The following is a 20,693-nucleotide window of genomic DNA, read 5'->3' as shown; positions in this document are numbered from 1 at the left end:
CTCAGTATGCGAACGCCAGCGGGGCGTCGGAGTCGTCGTCGAGCTGGGGCGGGTTCGCCTCCGGCAGGCCCTTGCCGATGAAGGTCAGCAGCAGCTTGACCTCGACGACGGCCAGGGCGCCGTAGAGCAGCGTGAAGCCGATCATCGAGGTCCAGACCTGGGCGGAGGAGACGGACGGCGAGACGCCCGTCTCGGTGGACATGAGGCCGAAGACGACCCACGGCTGGCGACCCATCTCGGTGAAGATCCAGCCGAAGGAGTTCGCGAACAGCGGCATCAGCGGCAGCACCAGCGCGGTCCAGAGCAGCCAACGGGTCGAGCGCGCGGCGGGGTTCGGGACGCGGCCCTTGCGCAGCACCCACAGGATCCAGGCGCTGGCCGCCATCGCGGCGAAGCCCAGACCCATCATCAGGCGGAAGCTCCAGTACGTGACGGGGATGTTCGGCGCGAAGTCGGTGATGCCGGAGTCGGCGTACTTCGTGGCGTACTCCTCGTTGAGGGAGTTGATGCCGCGCACCTCGCCGTCGAAGCTGCCCGTGGCCAGCTGCGACAGCAGGCCCGGCACCTCGATGCTGAACAGCGGCTTGGTGCCGTCGAGCGTACCGACGGTGAACACCGAGAACGGCGCGTTCGAGTCGGCGTCCTCGTAGAGCGCCTCGGCGGCCGCCATCTTCATGGGCTGGACCTCGGTCATGATCTTGCCCTGGATGTCGCCGGTGAGGACGACGCCGATGCCGGCGATCAGGAGGGTGACCGCACCGAGCTTGGCGGCACTGCGGAACGCCTCGACGTCCTGCTCGGGCCGGCGCAGCAGGTGCCACATGGCGACGGCCGCGACGAAGCCGCCACCGACCATGAAGGCCGCGAACAGGGTGTGCGGCACGGTGATCAGGGCGACCTTGTTGGTCAGCACCGCCATGAAGTCGGTCAGCTCGGCGCGGCCCCGCTCCTCGTTCATCGTGAACCCGACCGGGTTCTGCATGAAGGAGTTGGCGGCCAGGATGAAGTAGGCCGACAGTGCGGTGCCGATCGCGGCGATCCAGATCGTCATGAGGTGCAGGCCGGGCTTGAGCCGGTCCCAGCCGAAGATCCACAGGCCCAGGAACGTCGACTCGAGGAAGAAGGCCAGCAGGCCCTCGATCGCCAGCGGCGCACCGAAGATGTCGCCGACGAAGCGGGAGTAGCTGCTCCAGTTCATGCCGAACTGGAACTCCTGCACGATGCCGGTCACGACGCCCATGGCGAAGTTGATGAGGAAGAGCTTGCCGAAGAAGCGGGTCAGCTTGAGCCACCGCTCGTTGCCGGTCTTCCACCAGACGGTCTGCATGATGGCGACGAGGAACGCCATGCTGATCGTCATCGGGACGAAGAGGAAGTGGTAGACGGTCGTGATGCCGAACTGCCACCGCGCGAGGTCGAGTGCTGTATCCACACTGGTCCCTTCAGATCCATGAGTCACGACGTTGTGACTCCACGGTGATGGTAGGTCGCGCAGGGGTCACGAAACGACCGTTGAGCACTACCGTGAGGGGGTGCACGAGGACGCAGTGGCGTACATCACCGCGGGAGCCGCCTTTGATGTGGCTGACATCACTTTTTTCGCTGATTCACGGCACAGATCGCTGGCCGACGCGGTGGCCGACGCCGAGGTGCTGGTGACCTGTCCGGACGCCACCGCGCCGTGGCCGGCCGAGCTCGAGCCGTGGGTCTCTCCCACCCTGACCCGGCGCCGTCAGGACGACGTCGCCAGCGGTCGTGCTCGGCTCGTCGCTCGCCGCTGGGCGACGATCGACCCGACCGTCATCTACATCGAGAACCCGCACCCGCGCGTCGTCTCGCACCCCGACCCGACCGTCCTGCTCTCCCCCGACCCGGACGTCGTGGCCGAGGTCGCCGCCCGGGGCGCCGACGTCTATCGCGCGACGCGCCTCGAGCTGGTGCGCCGGTTGGTGCTGGCGCGCGGCAACCGCCCGATGCGGACCCTGACGGCGGTGACCCTCCACGACGAGGTGACACCTCCCGACGAGCCCGCGGTGCTGACCCTGGGCAATCGCGGCGACCGGGCCGGCAACCCGCGTCCGCTCGACCCGTTCGTCACGATGGATCCCGAGCGGTTGCGCCTGCTGGCCGACTCGCACCGCACGGGCTTCGACGTGCGCAGCCACGACGAGATCGCGCTCAACCGCTCGCCCGGCGAGTGCGAGGAGACCCTCGAGACCGCCCGCGAGTTCGATCACGTCGACGCGGTCCGCGCCGACCTCTCGCGCGAGCACCTGACCGATGTCGAGACGATCGAGGAGGTCGCCCGGCGGCTGCGCCGCAGCTGGCTGCACTACCGCACGACCGCGGGCTGACTCAGCCGGCGAGCGGCTCCAGCACCGCGCGGATCTGCGCGGGAACGGGTGTGACCTTGCGGTCCGACCCGGTGACGTACACGTGCACGAACCGGCCGACGGCAGCCGGCTCGGGCTCGTCGCCCTGGAACAGGGCGATCTCGTACACGACGCTGGAGTTGCCCAGCTTGGTGACCTTGAGGCCCGCGACGACGTCGAGCGGGAACTTCAGCTCACGCTGGAACCGGCACGAGGACTCCGCGACGATGCCGTAGGCCGGCAGGGTCCGGATGTCGATCCCGGTCTCGCGGATCAGGTAGCCGTTCACGGCCGTGTCGAAGTACGAGTAGTACTTGACGTTGTTGACGTGGCCGTAGACGTCCTCGTCCTCCCAACGGGTCGAGATCGTGTAGGTGCCGCGATACTCGGCCAGGGTCACGCTGATGCCTCCTCGCGCATGCGCTGACTGATGACGGCCGAGACGCCGTCGCCTCGCATCGAGACGCCGTAGAGCGCGTCGGCCACCTCCATCGTGCGCTTCTGGTGGGTGATGACGATGAGCTGGGAGTTGGTGCGCAACTCCTCGTAGATCTCCAGCAGGCGGCCCAGGTTGGTGTCGTCCAGGGCGGCCTCGACCTCGTCGAGGATGTAGAACGGGCTGGGCCGGGCCTTGAACAGCGCCACGAGGAACGCCACGGCGACCAGTGAGCGCTCACCACCGGACAGCAGCGACAGCCGCTTGACCTTCTTGCCCGGCGGCCGCGCCTCGACGTCGATGCCGGTCGCGAGCATGTCGGACGGATCGGTCAGGATCAGGCGGCCCTCGCCACCGGGGAACAGCCGCGAGAAGACGTCGTCGAACTCGCGCTCGACGTCGGCCCACGCCTCGGTGAACACGCGCTCGACCTGGGCGTCGACGTCCGAGACGATGCCCAGCAGGTCCTCGCGGGTCTTCCTCAGGTCATCGAGCTGCTCGGAGAGGAACTGGTGGCGCTCCTCCAGCGCGGAGAACTCCTCGAGCGCCAGCGGGTTGACCTTGCCCAGCATCGCCAGCTCACGCTCGGCGGTCTTGAGGCGCTTGGCCTGCTCGGCGCGGTCGAACGGGATCGACGGGGCCTCGTCGGTGTCGTCGCCACCGATCGGCGGGATCAGCTGGTCGGGTCCGTACTCGGCCACGAGGGTGTCGGGATCGATGCCCAGCTCCTCCAGGGCCCGCTCCTGCAGGCCCTCGAGGCGCAGCCGCAGTTGCGCACGGGCCATCTCGTCCTTGTGCACCGAGTCGGTCAGGCCCTCGAGGTCCGACGACAGGCCACGGACGGTCGAGCGGGCCTCCTTGAGGCGCTGCTCGCGGTCGGCCCGCGACTGCTCGATCTCGATGCGGGTGCGGGTGGCCTCGTCGTGCGACTGCTGCAGCCGCTGCATGGTGATCTCGGCGGCACGCAGCACGTCCGTGGCCGTCTCGGCCTCGCGACGACGTCGCTCGGCCCGCAGTCGGGCACGCTCCCGCGCCTCGCGCTCGGCCTCGGCGGCCTGCAGCAGGGAGGCGACCTGCGCCGTCAGTGCCTTGGCCCGCTCCTCGGCGGTGCGCAGCGCCAGCCGCGCGTCCATCTCGGCCCGACGGCTGGCCGAGGCGCGCTCGGCCAACTGCTCGAGCTCGGTCGTGTCGGGCTCCTCGTCGGGCGCCTCCTGTGCGGCGGCCAGGCGCTCCTCCAGCTCGGCGAGACCGGCGACGTCGCGGTCGCGCGCCTCCTCGGCGGCGACGATCGCGGCCTGCAGGCGGTCGGCCTCGGCGGCTGCCGAGCGGCTCGTGGTGCCCAGCTGGGCCAGCTTCTCGGCGACGGCAGACATCGACGCGTCGGACTCGTGCAGGCGCGCCAGCGCGGCGTCGACGCGGTCCTGGGCAGCCTGGGTGGCCGCCTTGGCCTTCTCGGTCTCGAAGCGCAGCGTCTCCAGCTCGCGTCCGGTGCGCTCGATCGTGTCGGTGGCCTCGTCGATCGCGGCCGTGACCTCGATCAGGCTGGGCGTCGACGTGGAGCCGCCCTCGGCGAAGTGCGCCCCGATCCGGTCGCCGGCGGCGGTGACCGCGGTGACGTCGGGCAGGTCGGCCACGAGACGCTTCGCGGCGGCGAGGTCCTCGACGACGGCCACCTTGTGTAGCAGCCGACGCATCGAGCCGCGCAGCTCGGCGGGCGCCTCGACGAGCGACTCGGCGTAGACGGCGCCGGCGGGCAGCGCCGGCCAGTCGTCGGTGGAGACGTCGCCCGAGCCCAGCAGCAGGCCGGCCCGGCCCAGGTCCTCCTCGCGCAACAGGTGCAGAGCGTCGATCGCGGAGTCGACGCGGTCGACCGCCACGGCATCGGCGGCCGAGCCGAGCGCGGCACCGACCGCGGCCTCATGGCCCCCGGTGACGGTGATGAGCGCGGCGAGCGAACCCAGGACGCCGTTGAGCCGGTCGGACGCGGCCAGCAGGGCACCGGACCCGTCCTTGCGGTTGAGGCCCAGCTCGAGCGCCTCCTTGCGGGCGGTGGCCGTCGCGAGCCGACGCTCCAGCTCGCCCCGGCGGGTGGCGATCTCGGCTTCCTCGGCCTCGGCGCGGGCGAGCACCTCCTCGGCGTCCTCCAGCTCCTCGTCGAGGCCGGACTCGCCGGCGCTCAGGCCCGCGATCGTGCTCTCGAGAGCGCTGAACTCGTGCTGGGAGTCGTCGGCGCGCTGGCGGGCCTCGGCCTGGGCAGCCGTCAGTCGACCGATCTCCTCGTCGGCCGCGGCGGCGCGGCTCTTGAGACCGTTGACCTGGCCGTGCAGCCGGGCCAAGCCCTCACGACGGTCGGCAGCCGCGCGCAGCAGCCCGGCGATGCGCCGCTCCTCGGTGGAGTACGCCTGCTCGGCCTCGCCACGGGCGGCGACGGCCTCCTTCAGTCCTTCGCCGGACGTCGCGACGTCGGCCTCGAGCTCGACGAGGCGCTCCTGGGCGCGCCGCGCGTCGGCCTCCAGCTCCTCGGGGTCGCGGCCGTCGACCCGGTCGTCGGTGGCGTCGGCAGCGAGCCGGATGCGGTCGCGCGCCAGGTTGGCGGTGCCGTTGAACCGCTCGCGCAGGCTGCCCAGCGCGTAGACGGTGTCACGGGCGCGGGCCAGCAACGGGGCGTCAGCGGCCAGCGCCTGTTCGAGCTCGGTCTCGACCTGACGGGCCTCGGCGAGAGCCTTCTCGACCTCCTCGCGGCGGGTGCGCAGGGCGTGCTCGTCGGCCAGCTCGGTCTCGATGGTGGTGCGGGCGGCGACGATGTCATCGGCCAGCAGGCGGGCGCGGGCGTCACGGACGGTGGCCTGGATGCCGGCGGCCCGGCGCGCGACCTCGGCCTGGCGACCCAGGGGCTTGAGCTGGCGGCGCAGCTCGGTCAGCACGTCGTTGAGGCGGGTCAGGTTGTCCTGCGTCGCGTCGAGCTTGCGGAGCGCCTTCTCCTTGCGCTTGCGGTGCTTCAGGACGCCGGCGGCCTCCTCGACGAAGCCGCGGCGCTCCTCGGGCGTGGCCCGCAGGACCGAGTCGAGCTGTCCCTGGCCGACGATGACGTGCATCTCGCGGCCGATGCCGGAGTCGCTCAGCAGCTCCTGGACGTCGAGCAGCCGGCAGGTGTTGCCGTTGATGGCGTACTCGGAGCCGCCGCTGCGGAACATCGTGCGGCTGATCGTGACCTCGGAGTACTCGATCGGCAGCGCGCCGTCGGTGTTGTCGATCGTCAGCACGACCTCGGCGCGGCCCAACGGGGCGCGACCGGCGGTGCCGGCGAAGATGACGTCCTCCATCTTGCCGCCGCGCAGGGTCTTGGCGCCCTGCTCGCCCATGACCCAGGACAAGGCGTCGACGACATTGGACTTGCCGGAGCCGTTGGGGCCGACGACCGCGGTGATGCCCGGTTCGAGGGCCAGAGTCGTCGACGAGGCGAACGACTTGAATCCCCGCAGCGTCAGGGTCTTCAGGTACACGACGTCAGCCTAGTGCCTGCGGTGGGGGCCACCGCAGGGGAAACGCCGCAGGTCAGCGCGATGCGGACTCGAGCAGCTCGGCCAGATCGCCGTCGTGGGCGGTCTCGGCGAGGCGAGCCAGCAGGCCGTCGTTCTCGGCCTTCAGTCGCAGGACCTCGTTCTCGAGGTCTCCGATGCGGCGGCGCAGGACTGCGACCTCGTGGGCGTGCTCCGGGGACGGGCCGCCGAGGTAGCCGTACAGGGCTTTGGCCATGGTGATCCTTCAGCAGGGAAATCAGGTGGTGTTGCAGCCCGAAGGCTGCGTCTATCAGTGTCTCACCGCCCATACGGAAGGGTCAACCGCCCTCGCGCGTCGCGCCCCCTAGGGTGTACGTCATGCGTCAGGACCTGTTCACCAGCACCGAGGGTCAGTGGACCCCGGTCTCGTCCCGACTCGCGACGGTACGCGGTCTCATCGGCACCATCACGGGAGTGGTCCTGGTGCTCGTGTCGCTCGGCCTGTGGCTGGTGTTCGCCGACGCCGCCGGCGCGTGGGAGCCGGTGCTGTGGGTCCCGGCCGTCATCGGCGTCGGTCTGACCGCATGGGTCTGGTGGTGGGCGCCGCGCAACCGTCGCAGCTGGGGCTACGCCGAGGCCGAGGACGACTTCCTGGTGCGCGGCGGCATCATGTTCCGCCGACTCGTGGTGGTCCCCTACGGCCGCATGCAGTTCGTCGACGTCGAGTCCGGTCCCCTCGCGCGCTGGTTCGGGTTCGGCACGGTCACCCTGCACACCGCCTCGACCGCCACGGCCGCCGCGATCCCCGGCGTCCCCCTGGACGAGGCGGCCCGCCTGCGTGACCGGCTCACCGATCTGGGCGAGAGCCATGGCGCCGGCGTCTGACGCGCACCGCACCCACCCCCTGACCGCACTGCTGCAAGGGCTCATCTGGGGTGCGGGCGTCGCGGTGGCCGTCGCCTGGCAGGTCTTCGACGTCCAGGACCCCCAGTGGTGGAAGCTGCTGGCGGTACCGGGCGGGTTCGTGGTCGGCGTGCTGGCGGGCTACGTCAGCTGGCTGTTCACGCGCTACGTCATCGACGACGCCGAGATCCGCATCGAGCGCGGCGTGCTGTTCCGTTCGTCGCGCCGGATCCCCTTCGAGCGTCTGCAGTCGGTCGACATCAACGAGCCGCTCATCGCTCGTGTCGTCGGCCTGTCCGAGCTGACCATCGAGATGGCCGGCGGGTCGGACTCGCGCACGACGCTGCGCTTCCTGACCCTCGTGGAGTCCCGGCGGCTGCGCCGCCTGCTGCTCGCGCGCGCCCAGGGCACCGAGGCGACCGACGAGTCCGGCGAGTCGCTCGTCGAGGAGCACCGCACGATCCTGCACGTCGTGACGCCCGATCAGATCATCATCGGCACCCTGCTGTCGCTGGACTTCGCCGCCACGGTCCTGACCACCGTCGGCTCGATCGTCGCGGCGGTGCTGCTCGAGGACGGCGGCTGGGCGCTGCTCGGCCTGATCATCCCCTCGTCCTGGGCCGTCGCGCAGATGATCATGACCCGCATCATCGCCCAGTGGAACTTCACGGTGTCGCGCGGCGAGCGCGGCGTGCGGATCGAGCGCGGCCTGCTGAGCCGCAGCTCCCAGACGATCCCCTACGACCGGGTGCAGGGCATCGGCGTGGTCGAGCCGATCGTGTGGCGCCGGTTCGGCTGGTCGCGACTGGACGTCGACGTGGCCGGCTACGGCAACGCCAGCGACGACAGCGGTGGCGTGGCGTCGACGACGCTGTTGCCGATCGCCAACGACGACGTCGCCCGCCGGATCGTCGAGGAGCTCATCCCCGACCCGGAGCGCGGCACGGCGCCCGAGGTCCGCCCGACGCGGCGCTCCTGGATCTTCGCGCCGATCGGCTGGAAGTTCCGGTCGTTCGCGGCCACGCTGCACACCGTCACGACCACCACGGGCTGGATCACCCGGCACCGCTCGATCGTGCCGCACCACAAGGTGCAGTCGGTGGGGCTGTCGCAGGGGCCGCTGCAGCGGCGGCGCGGCGTGGCCACGGTGCAGGTGCACACGCCCGACGGCCCCGTCTCGGCCAAGATCAAGCACCTCGACGCGCCCGTCGCGCGCGACGTGACGTTCGACGAGGTCGAGCGGGCCCGGCTGGCCCGGCGGCTCAGCCGCCGCTGACGGCGTCCTCGGCGGCCGCGTCGAGCGCGCCCACCATCTCGCGCGAGTCCAGCCAGCCCTCGGGCAGCACGACCTTGCGCGGCGAGCCCTGACGCCCGCGCGGGACACCCAGCTCGCTGACCGGGAACGGCACGTCGGGATCGAGGTCCTCGAGCAGCTCGTCCAGGGCCCGGTAGGAGCTGACGTGACCCAGTCGCTCACGCACGCTGGAGCCGGCCGGGAACCCCTTGAGGTACCAGGCGACGTGCTTGCGGAACTCGACACAGCCGCGCTCCTCGCCGAGCCACTCCCCCAGCAGCTGGGCGTGCCGCCGCATCACCGCGGTGACCTCGCCGAGGTTCGGCAAGGTGGCGACCGTGCGCCCTTCGAACGCGGCCGCGAGGTCGCGGAAGAGCCAGGGTCGGCCGAGGCAGCCGCGTCCCACGACGACGCCGTCGCAACCGGTCTGCTCGACCATGGCCAGGGCGTCGGCGGCCTCCCAGATGTCGCCGTTGCCCAGCACCGGGATGTCGACGGCGGCCTTGAGCTCGCCGATCGCGTTCCAGTCGGCCTGGCCGCTGTAGTGCTGGGCGGCGGTACGACCGTGCAGGGCGATCGCGGCGCAGCCGGTGTCCTGGGCAATGCGTCCGGCGTCGAGGTAGGTGAGGTGATCCTCGTCGATGCCCTTGCGGGTCTTCATCGTGACCGGGACGCCGTAGGGCTCGGCGGCGCGGACGGCCTCGGTGAGGATCTGGCCGAGCAGCGTCGCCTTCCACGGCAGCGCGGACCCGCCGCCCTTGCGCGTGATCTTGGGGACGGGGCAGCCGAAGTTGAGGTCGACATGGTCGACACCGTGGTCGGCGCACAGGATCTCGACGGCCTTGCCGACGGTCTCGGGGTCGATGCCGTAGAGCTGCACCGAGCGCACCTGCTCGCCCTCGGCGAACGTCAGCATCGAGAGACTGACCCGGTCGTTCTCGACCAGGCCACGGCTGGTGATCATCTCGCACACGTAGAGACCCGCGCCCTGCTCGGCGCACAGCCGGCGGAACGCGACGTTGGTGACGCCGGCCATCGGGGCGAGCACCACCGGCACGTCCACGTGGACGCGCCCCAGGTCCAGCCCCGCCGTCACGGTCGCCACCGCACCGCCGTCGCGACGCCGCCGGGCTGGAAGTCGACCGATTCGACCGCCGTCCCTCGCGGGACCAGGAACAGCAGGCAGCCCTTGGCCGTGGTGCCGGCCGCCATCGTGCGACCCACCTGCGGCGGCGCGCACTTCGAGAAGCCGCCGGGCGTCGGGGTCGCGGGGATCAGCGTGTCGCCGGCGACGTGCAGCCACCACGGCAGGCCCTCGGGGAACGAGGCCTCCGCCGGGCCACGGTTCCCGACCATGACGCGCACGTAGTACGGCTGCATCCCGGCCGGGATCCGGTAGAGCGACAGGTCCTTGCGCGGCGCTGGCACCACCTTCGTGACACCGAGGGCCAACGCGGTCCCGGCCTCGTCCTCGGCGGACGGGTAGCCGATCGCGAGGCTCTCGCCGACCTTCTTCTCGGTGCCGGGATCGGACAGCGTGAGACCGGTGGGCACGTCGAAGCCCGGCTTGGTGTCCGACGACTCCTCGGTGTCCCCGCCCGAGCACGCGGTCAGCGCGAACAGCAGGACGGCGGCGGCCAGCGCGCGCATGCTCAGCAACCGATGAGACGCGACGCCAGGTAGCCGCTCACCTGGTCCAGGGCGATCCGCTCCTGCGACATCGAGTCGCGCTCGCGGATCGTCACGGCGTCGTCCTCGAGCGTGTCGAAGTCGACCGTGATGCAGTACGGCGTGCCGATCTCGTCCTGACGGCGGTAGCGCTTGCCGATCGCCTGCGAGTCGTCGAAGTCGACGTTCCAGTTCTGACGCAGCTCGGCAGCGAGGTCGCGCGCCTTGGGCGACAGCGCCTCGTTGCGCGAGAGCGGCAGCACGGCGGCCTTGACCGGCGAGAGGCGCGGATCCAGGCGCAGGACGGTGCGCTTGTCGACGCCGCCCTTGGCGTTGGGGGCCTCGTCCTCGGTGTACGCGTCGACCAGGAACGCCATCAGCGAGCGGTTGACACCGGCTGCGGGCTCGATGACGTACGGCGTCCAGCGCTCGTTGTTGGCCTGGTCGAAGTACGACAGGTCCTGACCCGAGTGCTTGGCGTGCGTCGACAGGTCGAAGTCGGTGCGGTTGGCGACGCCCTCGAGCTCACCGAACTCCGAGCCGGCGAAGCCGAAGCGGTACTCGATGTCGACGGTGCGCTTGGAGTAGTGCGAGAGCTTCTCGGCCGGGTGCTCGAAGAGGCGCAGGTTGTCGGGGTTGACGCCCAGGTCCGTGTACCACTTCAGCCGGGTGTCGATCCAGTACTGGTGCCACTCCTCGTCCTCGCCGGGCTTGACGAAGAACTCCATCTCCATCTGCTCGAACTCGCGCGTGCGGAAGATGAAGTTGCCGGGCGTGATCTCGTTGCGGAAGCTCTTGCCGATCTGGCCGATGCCGAACGGGGGCTTCTTGCGCGAGGAGTTCATCACCTGGGCGAAGTTCACGAAGATGCCCTGGGCCGTCTCGGGACGCAGGTAGTGCAGGCCCTCCTCGGACTCGACGGGGCCGAGGAACGTCTTGAGCAGGCCGTTGAACATGCGCGGCTCGGTCCACTCGCCGCGGGTGCCGCAGTTGGCGCAGGCCAGCAGCGACATCTCGACCGAGTCGGGGTCGGCGATGTCGTGCTTCTCGGCGTAGGCCTCCTGCAGGTGGTCCTGGCGGTACCGCTTGTGGCAGTTCAGGCACTCGACCAGCGGGTCGACGAACGCGTTGAGGTGGCCGGAGGCCTCCCAGACCTGCGTGGGCAGGATGACCGACGAGTCGAGACCGACGACGTCGTCACGGCTCTGCACCATCGAACGCCACCACTGGCGCTTGACGTTCTCCTTGAGCTCGACGCCCAGCGGGCCGTAGTCCCAGGCGGAGCGGGTGCCGCCGTAGATCTCTCCGCACTGGTAGACGAAGCCGCGGCGCTTGCAGAGGCTGATGACGGTGTCGATGACTGAGGCCATGGGGGGAATTCCTGTCCGGCTGGATGTCGGCGGGCCGTTGCGCGTCGTCGTGACGAGGCGCGCCCGAGATCAACCGCCCACTCTACCGCAGCAGGATTTGACAATCGTTCTCAATCGAGTTGAGAATGATTCTCATGAAGCGTCTCCCCCTCGTCGCCGCCGCGTGCCTGCTCGCCGGTCTGTCCCTGTCCGCCTGCGGCACCGACGCGAAGGACGACGGCCACACCCAGGTCGTCGCCTCCTTCTACCCCGCGGCGTTCCTGGCCGAGCGGGTCGGCGGCGACGACGTCGCCGTCACGACGCTGACCTCCCCCGGTGTCGAGGCGCACGACCTGGAGCTGACCGCCAAGCAGGTCGTCAAGGTGAACGAGGCCGACGTCGTCGTGTACCTCGACCACTTCCAGCCGGCCGTCGACAAGGCCCTGGAGGACGCCGACCGCGACGCGAAGACGACGGTGAACATCGCCGAGGGCGTGCCCGAGCTGCACGAGGGCGAGGACGACGACGCGCACGAGGACGACCACGGCCACGACCACGGCGGCGACGACCCGCACGTCTGGCTCGACCCGGCCAACATGGTCATCGCGGCAGGCCACGTCCGTGACGCCCTCATCGCCGCCGACCCGGATCGCCGGGACCAGTTCGAGGCCAACGCCGACGCGCTCGTCACCGAGCTCGAGTCGCTGAACGCCGACTTCGAGAGCGGTCTGGCCGACTGCGAGCGCCGTGACTTCGTGACCTCGCACGCCGCCTTCGCCTACCTCGCCCACGCCTACGACCTCGAGCAGATCGCGATCAGCGGCATCGACCCGACGGCCGAGCCGTCGAGCGCGGCGCTGGCCGAGATCACGGACCTGGTCAAGCGCGACGGGATCACCACGGTCTTCACCGAGCGACTCGCCTCCTCGGCGCTGGCCGAGACCGTCGCCCGTGAGACGGGCGTGGCCACCGCGGTGCTCGATCCGATCGAGGGCCTCTCGGACGAGACCGCCGACGAGGACTACGTTTCCCTCATGCGACAGAACCTGGCCGCGCTGCAGAAGGCGAACGGCTGCGCATGACCACCACCCCCGTCATCGACGCCGAAGGCGTCATGGTCGACCTCGCCGGCACGCCGGTGCTGCGCGGGGTCGACCTGCGGGTCATGCCCGGCGAGTTCGTGACGATCCTGGGCGCCAACGGCTCGGGCAAGTCCACCCTCGTCCGGGCGCTCGTGGGTTTGATCCCGCACCGCGGTTCGATCGAGCTGTTCGGCACGCCGCTCGACCGCTTCCACGACCACCAGCGCGTCGGCTACATGGCCCAGCGCCCCGAGGTGTTCTCCGGCGTGCCGGCCACCGTGACCGAGGTCGTCGTCAGCGGTGCCCTGTCCCGCCGACCCCGCTTCGGCTGGCCCACACGCGCCGACCGCGCCGCCGCCGCCGAGCTGATCGAGCGCGTCGGCCTGGCGCGCCTCGCCAAGCGACCGATCACCCACCTGTCCGGCGGACAGCAGCAGCGGGCCCACATCGCCCGCGCTCTGGTCGCCGATCCCGACCTGGTCGTGATGGACGAGCCGATGGCCGGCATCGACGCGCACAGCGCCGAGGTGTTCGCCGGCCTGCTGAGCGAGCTCGACGAGCGCGGCACCGCCATCGTCATGGTGGCGCACGAGCTAGGCCCGCTGGCACCGCTGGTCGACCGGGCGGTCCACCTCGACGCCGGACTCGTGGAGTACGAGGGTCCGGCGCACGGGCCGGGCACCCATGAGCACGCCCATGACCACGCGCACAGCAGCGAGCCCGCCGTGACGCGCCCCGTCCCCTCGCAGGGGCCGCTCCCGGGAGGCGACGCATGAGCGTCCTGTCCTACCCCTTCATGCAGTACGCGCTGGCCGCGGCGATCATCACCGGGCTGTCGGCCCCGGCTGTCGGCACCTTCATCGTGCAGCGCCGGCTGGCCCTCCTCGGCGACGGCCTGGGCCACGTGGCGCTGACCGGTGTCGCGCTGGGCATGCTCACCGGCGTCGCACCGCTCACGACGGCGATCATCGTGGCCGTCGCCGGAGCGATCCTGCTGGAGGTGCTGCGCAGCGTCGGCCGCACCAGCGGCGACCTGGCCCTGGCGATGCTGTTCTACGGCGGCATCGCCGGCGGCGTCCTGCTGGCGAACCTCGCCGACGAGTCGGCCGCCGCCCTGAACCAGTACCTGTTCGGATCGATCATCACGATGAGCCCCACCGATCTGACGATCGTGGCCGTGCTCGGGCTGGTCGTGGTGGTCACGACGATCGCCCTGCGGCCGCAGCTGTTCGCGCTGTGCCAGGACGAGGCGCAGGCGCGCGTCATGGGCATCCCCGTGCGGCTGTACGGGATGCTCATCGCGGTCCTGGCGGCCGTGACGATCACCGTCGCGATGCGCACCGTCGGACTACTGCTGGTGTCGGCACTGATGGTGGTGCCGGTTGCGGCGGCCCAACAGGTCACGCGCAGCTTCCGCTCGACGCACCTCGCGGCCATGGCGATCGGTCTGTTCTCCGCGGTCGCGGGCCTGCTGGCGAGCTACCAGATCGACACGCAGCCCGGACCCACGATCGTGGTCATCGCGCTGGCCGTCTTCATCGTCACCGCGCTGGTCCATGCGCTGTCGCACATCCGCACCCGCCAGGAGGCACCCCGTGGTTGAGGCCCCCCGCAACACCCGTCAGCGTCGCGCCGTCGCGGACCTCATGGAGGACCTCGACGGGTTCAGCTCGGCGCAGCAGATCCACGCGATGCTGGCGTCGCGTGGCGAGAACGTGGGCCTGTCGACGGTGTACCGCACGCTGCAGGCGCTGGCGGACGCCGACGAGATCGACGCGCTGCGCTCCGACGACGGCGAGACGCTGTACCGCCGGTGCAGCCACGGTCATCACCATCACCTGGTGTGCCGCGACTGCGGCCGCACGGTCGAGGTCGAGGGCCCCACGGTCGAGCGCTGGGCCGACCGCGTGGCCGAGGAGAACGGATTCGCCGACGTCTCGCACACGCTCGAGATCTTCGGCACCTGCGGATCATGCAGGTCCTGAGCCGCTCCGAGTGGCTGCCGCTGGCCGAGGCGCACCGTGAGCGGGCGCAGGTTCACACGCGTCCTCATCTGGCGCGGCGTGCCGACGGCGAGAAGCACCCCGTCGCCGACTTCCTGTTCGAGTACTACAACCTCTCCCCCGGTCAGCTCGAGCGCTGGCACCCGGGCCTCGGCGTGGGCCTGGCCGACGCGCCGGAGTACGCCGCCCTGGGCGCCTACGTCGAGTCCGACGGCGTCGCTTCGGTCGATGAGGCTCGGCTCGGGAAGCGGCTGCCGGGCCTGAAGTGGACCCGCGACCTGCTCTCACGCACGGCGTCGCGTCCCGCCCGCACCGGCTGCTTCGGCCTGCACGAGTGGGCCATGGTCTACCGCGACGCCGACGACCGCCGCCACCCCGCTCCCCTGCGCCTCGGTGCCGCCGGCACCGACGAGGTCGTCGAGTCGCACAAGCTGACGTGCACCCACGTCGACGCGTTCCGGTTCTTCACCGACGAGGCACGGCCGCTCAACATCGAGGAGCTCGGCCGCGAGCACCAGCTCGACCGCGAGCAACCGGGTTGTCTGCACGCGAACATGGATCTGTACCGGATCGCCTTCCGGCTCCTGCCGTTCATCGAGGCCACGATCGTGCTCGACACGTTCGAGCTGGCTCTGGCGATCCGCGAGGTCGACATGATGGCCTCGCCCTACGACCTCGCGAGTCTGGGCTACGAGCCGATCGCTATCGAGACCTCCGAGGGCAAGGCCGAGTACGTGCGCCGCCAGCGCGGCTTCACCGAGGCCGCCGCTCCCCTGCGCGCCCGGTTGCTCGAGCTGGTCGAGGGACTGCTCACTACAGTCGACGCGTGAGCATCACCGTCCGGCCCGCGGCCGAGCTGACCGCCCGCGAGGTCTACGAGATCTGGCGCATTCGCGACGTCGTCTTCGCCGTCGAGCAGCAGTGCGACGAGCCGGACGTCGACGGTGTCGACCTGCGCGACGACTGCATCCACCTGTGGATCGCCGACGACGACGGGATCATCCAGTCGTACCTGCGCACCTACGTGGCCGACGGCCACCGCAAGATCGGCCGCGTCGCCACGCTCAAGGAAGCCCGCGGACAAGGGCTCTCGGGCTCGCTGTTGCGTGAGGTCCTGGACCGCTGGGGCACCGAGGAGATCCACATCGGCGCCCAGGCCTACCTCGAGGACTGGTACGGCACCTTCGGCTTCGTCACCTCCGGCCCCCACTACCTGGACGCCGGCATCGACCACATCCCCATGGTGCGACAGGCGTGCGGCGGTTAAGCCTTCGTACAAACGGCGGGTAAGCGCTCGTACAAGCACAGCACGCCTCACTTATCGAGCTTCCCTGCCTCGGCCCAGTTGCTGAACTCTATTTCGAAGCGTTCCAAGAGTTGCTCATACATCGCGTCGAGAAGCGCTTGCCACGCGTCATGCTGGTCGTACATGACCCCTCGGCGCTCCGACCAGACGGCGAACGCGGGATTTGGTCGATGCACGACACGCGGTCCGTAGTTTCGGTAACAATCTGGGCCGACGCCTCTCTTGCGACTCTCAGTATTGGACAGCATCCGACCGCAGATTCGGCATCTATCGGCCTCCACCAGGAGAAGGCGCGGAGGGGCTTGGCCGGGCCGCGGCTTAGGCGCGGTCATCGGCTTCGGCCGGGCAGGCCTCACCTTGTAGCGACGCCACCTCACCAGGGGCGTTACGCGGGAGTCCTGAGACAGTCCCATCTCCCCACGGAAGTCGTCCACGCCCCGGGGAGGATCAATCACCACAAACTTCGGGACTGAATCATCTGAAGAGGCCAGTCGCGGAGCGCCGTGTTTTGCGATCGCGCTTTGAAGTACCTCAGCTTCATCAGTCGCGTACCTGGGGAGCGACTGAATCGTTGCTCGACGAGCATCGTTCCCGCGCAGGAGCACCACTAACAGGGCGATCGCGAGCACCGCAGCAAGAAGGCCGATCCCAAGGGTCACCCATTCCCCCCTGTTCTTAGTCGCCGGTCTTGTCGCGTAGTGCATGCCGGTGTCTGGATGCTAGTCCCGCAAAGAGAGAATCGAGCGGGATTCGAAACCTCTCATGCCCCGTGACGCATCAAGCCCCGCCAGCAAGAACGGACATCTGGGGTCGTGGGCCTCAGGCGTAGCAATGAGGTCCGGTGCTCGAGTTCTCGATGGTCTGCCCCTGTGGAGTCCCGCTCGCGGCGACACCATGGCGATCACCGCACCAGAGTTCATCATGCAAACACCGCCAAGGGTCACCCCCTGCCGGCCCACCTCCCCGCTCTGGCCAGAGAGCGAGAAATGGGGTGCGCTCCGAAGCGTCGAGCCTCTAGCCTTGAGCTCACTGACCAGCAGCATCCAACGCCGTCCCGCGACTCGCGGGCTCCTGGAGCATCATGGCCAACGCGCATCCGCCGACGCCCCGCCTCGTAGGACGCGCGCGCGAGGTAGCCGCCCTCACCGATTTCGTGCGCAAGGCCGCGGTCGACGGCGGTGCCCTGCTGCTGACGGGCGAACCGGGCGTCGGGAAGTCAGCCCTCCTGCACGCTGCCTGTGATGTCGCCGACGCCGAGCAGATGCGGGTGGTCCGCGGCGCCGGTGTCGAGTACGAGTCCGATGTCAGCTTCTCCGCCCTGCACCAGCTGGTCGTCCCGCTCGCCGCCTGGTTGCCCCGGCTGCCGGACGCGACCCGCGCGACCCTCGAGACGACATTGGGCATCGGGTCCGCGCCGATCCCCGACCGATTGGCCGTGTTCGACGCCGCCCTGACTCTCTTCCGCCTGGCCGCCGCCGAGCTGCCTCTGCTGGTGGTGATCGACGACATGCACTGGGTGGACCGAGCCAGCGCGTCGGTCATCGGCTTCGTCGGACGGCGCCTGGACGACTCCCGGCTCGGTTTGCTCGCGGCGGCGCGTCCCGGTGCCGGCGGGTTCTTCGACCGCACCGGCTGGCGCGACGTCGTCGTCCCGCCGCTGGCGGACGCGGAGTCGTTGGAGTTGCTGGCGCACCAGTTCGCGCACCTCCCGATCAGGGTGCACCGCGAGATCGCCCACGAGACCCAAGGGAACCCGCTGGCCCTGTTGGAGTTCGCCTCGGCGGGACGAGGACCCACCGGGACCGGCGGCCAGGTCGACGGGACGGTGCGCGAGGTGAAGGCGCTGTACAACGCCCGGATCGCCGTGCTGCCCAGCGCGACGCGCTCGCTAATGCTGCTCGCCGCGCTCGAGGGGTCCGGTGACCTGGCGGTCATCGCCGCAGCCAGCCTGACCGGCACCCTCGACGACCTCGCTCCGGCAGAGCTCGACCATCTCGTCCTCGTGGATGACGCGGCGGGCCACATGACCTTCCGCCATCCCCTGATCAAGAGCGTCATGGTCGACCGCTCCACGTTCGAGGAACGCCGCGGCGTGCACCTGGCACTCGCCGAGGTCTTCACCGACCCCGAGCGACGCGGACACCACCTGGCCGAGGCCGCGCTCTGCCCGGACGAGGACACGGCGGCGGCCGTGGAGGCCGGCGCTCGCAGCACGCTCCAGCGCGGTGACGTCGTCGGAGCCGTCACCCGACTGATGCGGGCCGCCGACCTGAGCCCGGACCGCACCCAGCGCAACCGTCGGCTGGCGGACGCCGCGTTCATCGGGGCGTTCTCCACGGGCCGGCTCGAGGACGCGTCCCGGCTGTTGCGCGACGTGACGCGCGGCGACCCGACGGCGGCCGAGACGCTGCAGGCGGCGGTCACGGCCAGCTACCTGCTGCTCACGAGCGAGGCCGACGTCACGACGGCCCACCAACTGCTGACCGATGCGATCCGCTCCGCGCTGGATCGGCCGGAAGCATGCGGGGACGACCTCACCCAGGCCGTCTACACCTTGTCCTCCGTGTGCCAGTTCGCCGGACGCGCGGACTACTGGGAGAGCCTGCGCGAGATCGTCGCGCGCCTCCCCCCTTCCGCGATCACCGACGCGGTCGTGATCGCCGCGGCGCAGGGTGACCCGCTGGTGGTACCCCCCGCCACGCTGGAGAAGCTCGATCGGGCCATCACGGGGCTCGATGACTCGATGGACGTCGCGCACATCGTCCGTACCGTGATCGCCGCCTTCAACGTGGACCGTCTGGCCGGCTGCCGAGGTGCGCTGGACCGCGTCGTCCACGACGGGCGGGAGGGCGGTGCCGCCGGCTCGGCGGTCCTGGCCCTGACCATGGTGGCGTTCGATGACTACCGGTCGGGACGGTGGGACGCAGCTGCTCGGGCGGCTCACGAGACCAAGGACCTGTGCGCCGACCTCGGGTACCGGCTCTACACCTGGGGCCCGCTGTACGGCCTGGCTCTCGTCGCGGCCAATCGGGGCGACCGGGACGCGTGCATCGCCCAGTGCCGGGCGATGCTCGACTGGGCCGAGCCGCGCCAGTTCGGATGGGTGGCCAACTGGGCCCGGCACGCGCTGACCGAAGCCGCCCTCGCACACGGTGATTTCGAGACCGCTTACGCCCACGCCGTGAGCATCACGGAGCCGGGCAGCCTCGGCACCCACAACCCAGAGGCGGTCTGGACCGGACTCGACCTGGTGGAGGCAGCGCACCACACGGGCCGCACGGCTCAGGCACGCCATCACGCGGCCGTCCTGCAGCAGGCCGATCTCGGCCGGATCACCCCGCGGTTCGCGTTCACCACGGCCGCGGCGGCGGCGATGGTGGCCCCCGACGCTGAGGCGCCCGGGCTGTTCGAACGGGCGGTGGCCCTCCCGGCTGTCGAGTCGTGGCCGTTCGAGCTGGCCAGGGTGCGCCTGGCCCTCGGTGAGCGCCTGCGTCGGCTGCGCCGTACGCGTGACGCGCGCGTGCAGCTCGACGCCGCCCGCGCCGGGTTCGAGCGGTTGGGCGCCGTACCGTGGGCGCACCGAGCGGCGACCGAGCTGCGCGCGACCGGCGTCAGCCGGGGCACCGCCACGGTGACCGGTGCGGACTCGTTGACGCCGCAGGAGCTCGAGGTCGCCGAGCTGGCGGCGAGCGGCCTGACCAACCGCGAGATCGCGGCCCGGCTCTACGTCTCCCCGCGTACCGTGTCGGCGCATCTCTATCGGATCTTCCCCAAGCTCGGGATCACCAGCCGGGCGGCACTGCGCGACGCCCTCGGCGACGCAGCCCGTCACTGACGACTGCAGTCATCGCCGAGTGGACGTGCAGTCATCTGACTGACGCTGTCAGCCTCGCACCGGACCACCGTGGTGGGACACCGGCAGATCGCCGGTCGCCACCTGCGAGGAGTCCGCCATGGCGACCATCACCACCGACGACGGCACCGAGATCTTCTACAAGGACTGGGGATCGGGGCAGCCGATCATGTTCCACCACGGCTGGCCGCTGAGCTCGGACGACTGGGACGCCCAGTTGTTGTTCTTCGTCCAGCACGGCTACCGCGTCATCGCGCACGACCGGCGCGGCCACGGCCGGTCCAGCCAGGTCGCCGAAGGGCACGACATGGACCACTACGCGGCCGACGCCGCCGACGTGGTCCGGCACCTCGACCTGCACGACGTCGTGCACGTGGGGCACTCCACGGGCGGCGGCGAGGTCGCGCGCTACGTCGCTCGACACGGTGACGGCCGCGTGGCGAAGGCCGTGCTGATCGGCGCCGTTCCTCCGCTGATGCTGCAGACCGAGGCGAACCCGGGCGGCCTGCCGATCGAGGTCTTCGACGGCTTCCGCGAGGGCGTCGCGACCAACCGGTCGCAGTTCTATCTCGACGTCGCCTCAGGTCCCTTCTACGGGTTCAACCGGCCGGGCGCGAACGCCTCGGAGGGGATCGTCTGGAACTGGTGGCGACAGGGCATGGCCGGCGGCGCGAAGGCGCACTACGACGGTGTGAAGGCCTTCTCCGAGACCGACTTCACCGAGGACCTGCGTGCCATCGACGTGCCGACACTGCTCATGCACGGCGACGACGACCAGGTCGTGCCGATCGGCGCCTCGGCGGAGGTCGCGATCAAGCTGCTGCCGAACGGGACGCTCACGGTCTACCCCGGCTTCCCCCACGGCATGGCGACCGTCAACGCCGACGTCATCAACGCCGACCTCCTCGCCTTCACCCAGAGCTGACC

18 protein-coding genes and 1 pseudogene are annotated in these 20,693 nt (G+C 70.4%); 11 read left to right on the top strand and 8 right to left on the bottom strand.

The window, feature by feature from the left end:
• Position 1 precedes the first annotated feature (1 nt).
• Positions 2-1,432 (bottom strand): cytochrome ubiquinol oxidase subunit I, encoded by a 1,431-nt coding sequence (locus H9L21_RS07495; protein ID WP_187411910.1) that lies wholly within the window; start codon positions 1,430-1,432, stop codon positions 2-4.
• Positions 1,433-1,532: 100 nt separating this feature from the next.
• On the opposite strand from H9L21_RS07495, the gene H9L21_RS07490 reads away from it, so the two are divergent.
• On the top strand, positions 1,533-2,354 hold the full coding sequence (locus H9L21_RS07490) for a hypothetical protein (protein ID WP_154595049.1): 822 nt from the start codon (positions 1,533-1,535) through the stop codon (positions 2,352-2,354).
• A gap of 1 nt (position 2,355) precedes the next feature.
• On the opposite strand, the gene H9L21_RS07485 is transcribed toward H9L21_RS07490, so the two are convergent.
• Genes H9L21_RS07485 through H9L21_RS07475 form a run of 3 tightly spaced genes read right to left on the bottom strand, consistent with a single transcriptional unit; the run spans position 2,356 to position 6,564 of the window.
• A complete protein-coding gene (locus H9L21_RS07485; RefSeq protein WP_255467484.1) occupies positions 2,356-2,772 on the bottom strand; it encodes an acyl-CoA thioesterase in 417 nt (138 codons plus the stop codon).
• Positions 2,769-6,311 carry a chromosome segregation protein SMC gene (gene smc / locus H9L21_RS07480; RefSeq protein ID WP_187411909.1) on the bottom strand — a complete coding sequence of 1,181 codons (3,543 nt, stop codon included), beginning with the start codon at positions 6,309-6,311 and terminating at the stop codon, positions 2,769-2,771. Before smc ends, H9L21_RS07485 begins: the two co-directional genes overlap by 4 nt.
• 52 nt (positions 6,312-6,363) lie before the next feature.
• Positions 6,364-6,564, bottom strand: a complete 201-nt coding sequence (locus H9L21_RS07475; RefSeq protein WP_154595050.1) for a hypothetical protein — start codon at positions 6,562-6,564, stop codon at positions 6,364-6,366.
• Positions 6,565-6,686: 122 nt separating this feature from the next.
• Here H9L21_RS07475 and H9L21_RS07470 point away from each other — a divergent pair, with 122 nt between their 5' ends.
• A complete protein-coding gene (locus tag H9L21_RS07470) occupies positions 6,687-7,193 on the top strand; it encodes a PH domain-containing protein (protein ID WP_154595051.1) in 507 nt (168 codons plus the stop codon).
• Entirely contained in the window at positions 7,177-8,487 is a 1,311-nt protein-coding gene (locus H9L21_RS07465; protein WP_154595052.1) for a PH domain-containing protein, read from the top strand. Before H9L21_RS07470 ends, H9L21_RS07465 begins: the two co-directional genes overlap by 17 nt.
• Here the strand turns inward: H9L21_RS07465 and dusB are convergent.
• From dusB to H9L21_RS07450, 3 genes are read right to left on the bottom strand one after another with little or no spacing between them, the layout of a single operon-like run.
• The gene (gene dusB / locus H9L21_RS07460; protein WP_309221717.1) at positions 8,474-9,601 is read right to left on the bottom strand and encodes a tRNA dihydrouridine synthase DusB; all 1,128 of its coding nucleotides are present in this window, start codon (positions 9,599-9,601) and stop codon (positions 8,474-8,476) included. The genes H9L21_RS07465 and dusB overlap by 14 nt on opposite strands.
• Positions 9,598-10,155: a hypothetical protein gene (locus tag H9L21_RS07455; protein WP_154595053.1), complete on the bottom strand. Its 558-nt coding sequence runs from the start codon at positions 10,153-10,155 to the stop codon at positions 9,598-9,600. The genes dusB and H9L21_RS07455 overlap by 4 nt, the downstream gene beginning before the upstream one ends.
• Positions 10,156-10,157: 2 nt before the next feature.
• Positions 10,158-11,543 (bottom strand): glycine--tRNA ligase, encoded by a 1,386-nt coding sequence (locus H9L21_RS07450; RefSeq protein ID WP_154595054.1) that lies wholly within the window; start codon positions 11,541-11,543, stop codon positions 10,158-10,160.
• A 134-nt stretch (positions 11,544-11,677) separates the two neighbouring features.
• On the opposite strand from H9L21_RS07450, the gene H9L21_RS07445 reads away from it, so the two are divergent.
• From H9L21_RS07445 to H9L21_RS07420, 6 genes are read left to right on the top strand one after another with little or no spacing between them, the layout of a single operon-like run.
• Entirely contained in the window at positions 11,678-12,604 is a 927-nt protein-coding gene (locus H9L21_RS07445) for a metal ABC transporter substrate-binding protein (RefSeq protein WP_222865882.1), read from the top strand.
• Positions 12,601-13,380, top strand: a complete 780-nt coding sequence (locus tag H9L21_RS07440; protein WP_154595056.1) for a metal ABC transporter ATP-binding protein — start codon at positions 12,601-12,603, stop codon at positions 13,378-13,380. Before H9L21_RS07445 ends, H9L21_RS07440 begins: the two co-directional genes overlap by 4 nt.
• Positions 13,377-14,207 (top strand): metal ABC transporter permease, encoded by an 831-nt coding sequence (locus tag H9L21_RS07435; RefSeq protein ID WP_154595057.1) that lies wholly within the window; start codon positions 13,377-13,379, stop codon positions 14,205-14,207. Before H9L21_RS07440 ends, H9L21_RS07435 begins: the two co-directional genes overlap by 4 nt.
• Positions 14,200-14,589 carry a Fur family transcriptional regulator gene (locus H9L21_RS07430; protein WP_255467461.1) on the top strand — a complete coding sequence of 130 codons (390 nt, stop codon included), beginning with the start codon at positions 14,200-14,202 and terminating at the stop codon, positions 14,587-14,589. The genes H9L21_RS07435 and H9L21_RS07430 overlap by 8 nt, the downstream gene beginning before the upstream one ends.
• Positions 14,577-15,437 (top strand): 3-methyladenine DNA glycosylase, encoded by an 861-nt coding sequence (locus H9L21_RS07425; RefSeq protein WP_154595059.1) that lies wholly within the window; start codon positions 14,577-14,579, stop codon positions 15,435-15,437. The genes H9L21_RS07430 and H9L21_RS07425 overlap by 13 nt, the downstream gene beginning before the upstream one ends.
• Positions 15,434-15,874, top strand: coding sequence for a GNAT family N-acetyltransferase (locus tag H9L21_RS07420; RefSeq protein ID WP_222865880.1), 441 nt, complete (start codon positions 15,434-15,436; stop codon positions 15,872-15,874). The genes H9L21_RS07425 and H9L21_RS07420 overlap by 4 nt, the downstream gene beginning before the upstream one ends.
• 239 nt (positions 15,875-16,113) lie before the next feature.
• Here the strand turns inward: H9L21_RS07420 and H9L21_RS15605 are convergent.
• A pseudogene (locus H9L21_RS15605) lies at positions 16,114-16,245 on the bottom strand (DUF6011 domain-containing protein); the annotation flags it as partial.
• Between the two features lie 749 nt (positions 16,246-16,994).
• On the opposite strand from H9L21_RS15605, the gene H9L21_RS07415 reads away from it, so the two are divergent.
• Positions 16,995-19,748: a helix-turn-helix transcriptional regulator gene (locus tag H9L21_RS07415; RefSeq protein ID WP_154595060.1), complete on the top strand. Its 2,754-nt coding sequence runs from the start codon at positions 16,995-16,997 to the stop codon at positions 19,746-19,748.
• 118 nt (positions 19,749-19,866) lie between these two features.
• Positions 19,867-20,691, top strand: a complete 825-nt coding sequence (locus tag H9L21_RS07410) for an alpha/beta fold hydrolase (RefSeq protein WP_154595061.1) — start codon at positions 19,867-19,869, stop codon at positions 20,689-20,691.
• Positions 20,692-20,693: the final 2 nt, after the last annotated feature.

The sequence above is a fragment of the Aeromicrobium senzhongii genome (genome assembly GCF_014334735.1).
Classification (GTDB): domain Bacteria; phylum Actinomycetota; class Actinomycetes; order Propionibacteriales; family Nocardioidaceae; genus Aeromicrobium; species Aeromicrobium senzhongii.
The sequence above is the reverse complement of the archived record's forward strand: the minus strand, read 5'-3'. Positions and strand labels throughout refer to the sequence as shown.

What these genes read in the sequence shown, in the direction of transcription:
- H9L21_RS07425 (WP_154595059.1), top strand. Translation starts at nt 14,577, where the DNA reads ATGCAGGTCCTGAGCCGCTCCGAGTGGCTGCCGCTGGCCGAGGCGCAC.
- H9L21_RS07440 (WP_154595056.1), top strand. Translation starts at nt 12,601, where the DNA reads ATGACCACCACCCCCGTCATCGACGCCGAAGGCGTCATGGTCGACCTC.
- H9L21_RS07445 (WP_222865882.1), top strand. Translation starts at nt 11,678, where the DNA reads ATGAAGCGTCTCCCCCTCGTCGCCGCCGCGTGCCTGCTCGCCGGTCTG.
- H9L21_RS07465 (WP_154595052.1), top strand. Translation starts at nt 7,177, where the DNA reads ATGGCGCCGGCGTCTGACGCGCACCGCACCCACCCCCTGACCGCACTG.
- H9L21_RS07455 (WP_154595053.1), bottom strand. Translation starts at nt 10,155, where the DNA reads ATGCGCGCGCTGGCCGCCGCCGTCCTGCTGTTCGCGCTGACCGCGTGC.
- H9L21_RS07450 (WP_154595054.1), bottom strand. Translation starts at nt 11,543, where the DNA reads ATGGCCTCAGTCATCGACACCGTCATCAGCCTCTGCAAGCGCCGCGGC.
- H9L21_RS07470 (WP_154595051.1), top strand. Translation starts at nt 6,687, where the DNA reads ATGCGTCAGGACCTGTTCACCAGCACCGAGGGTCAGTGGACCCCGGTC.
- H9L21_RS07415 (WP_154595060.1), top strand. Translation starts at nt 16,995, where the DNA reads ATGGCCAACGCGCATCCGCCGACGCCCCGCCTCGTAGGACGCGCGCGC.
- H9L21_RS07475 (WP_154595050.1), bottom strand. Translation starts at nt 6,564, where the DNA reads ATGGCCAAAGCCCTGTACGGCTACCTCGGCGGCCCGTCCCCGGAGCAC.
- H9L21_RS07410 (WP_154595061.1), top strand. Translation starts at nt 19,867, where the DNA reads ATGGCGACCATCACCACCGACGACGGCACCGAGATCTTCTACAAGGAC.
- H9L21_RS07435 (WP_154595057.1), top strand. Translation starts at nt 13,377, where the DNA reads ATGAGCGTCCTGTCCTACCCCTTCATGCAGTACGCGCTGGCCGCGGCG.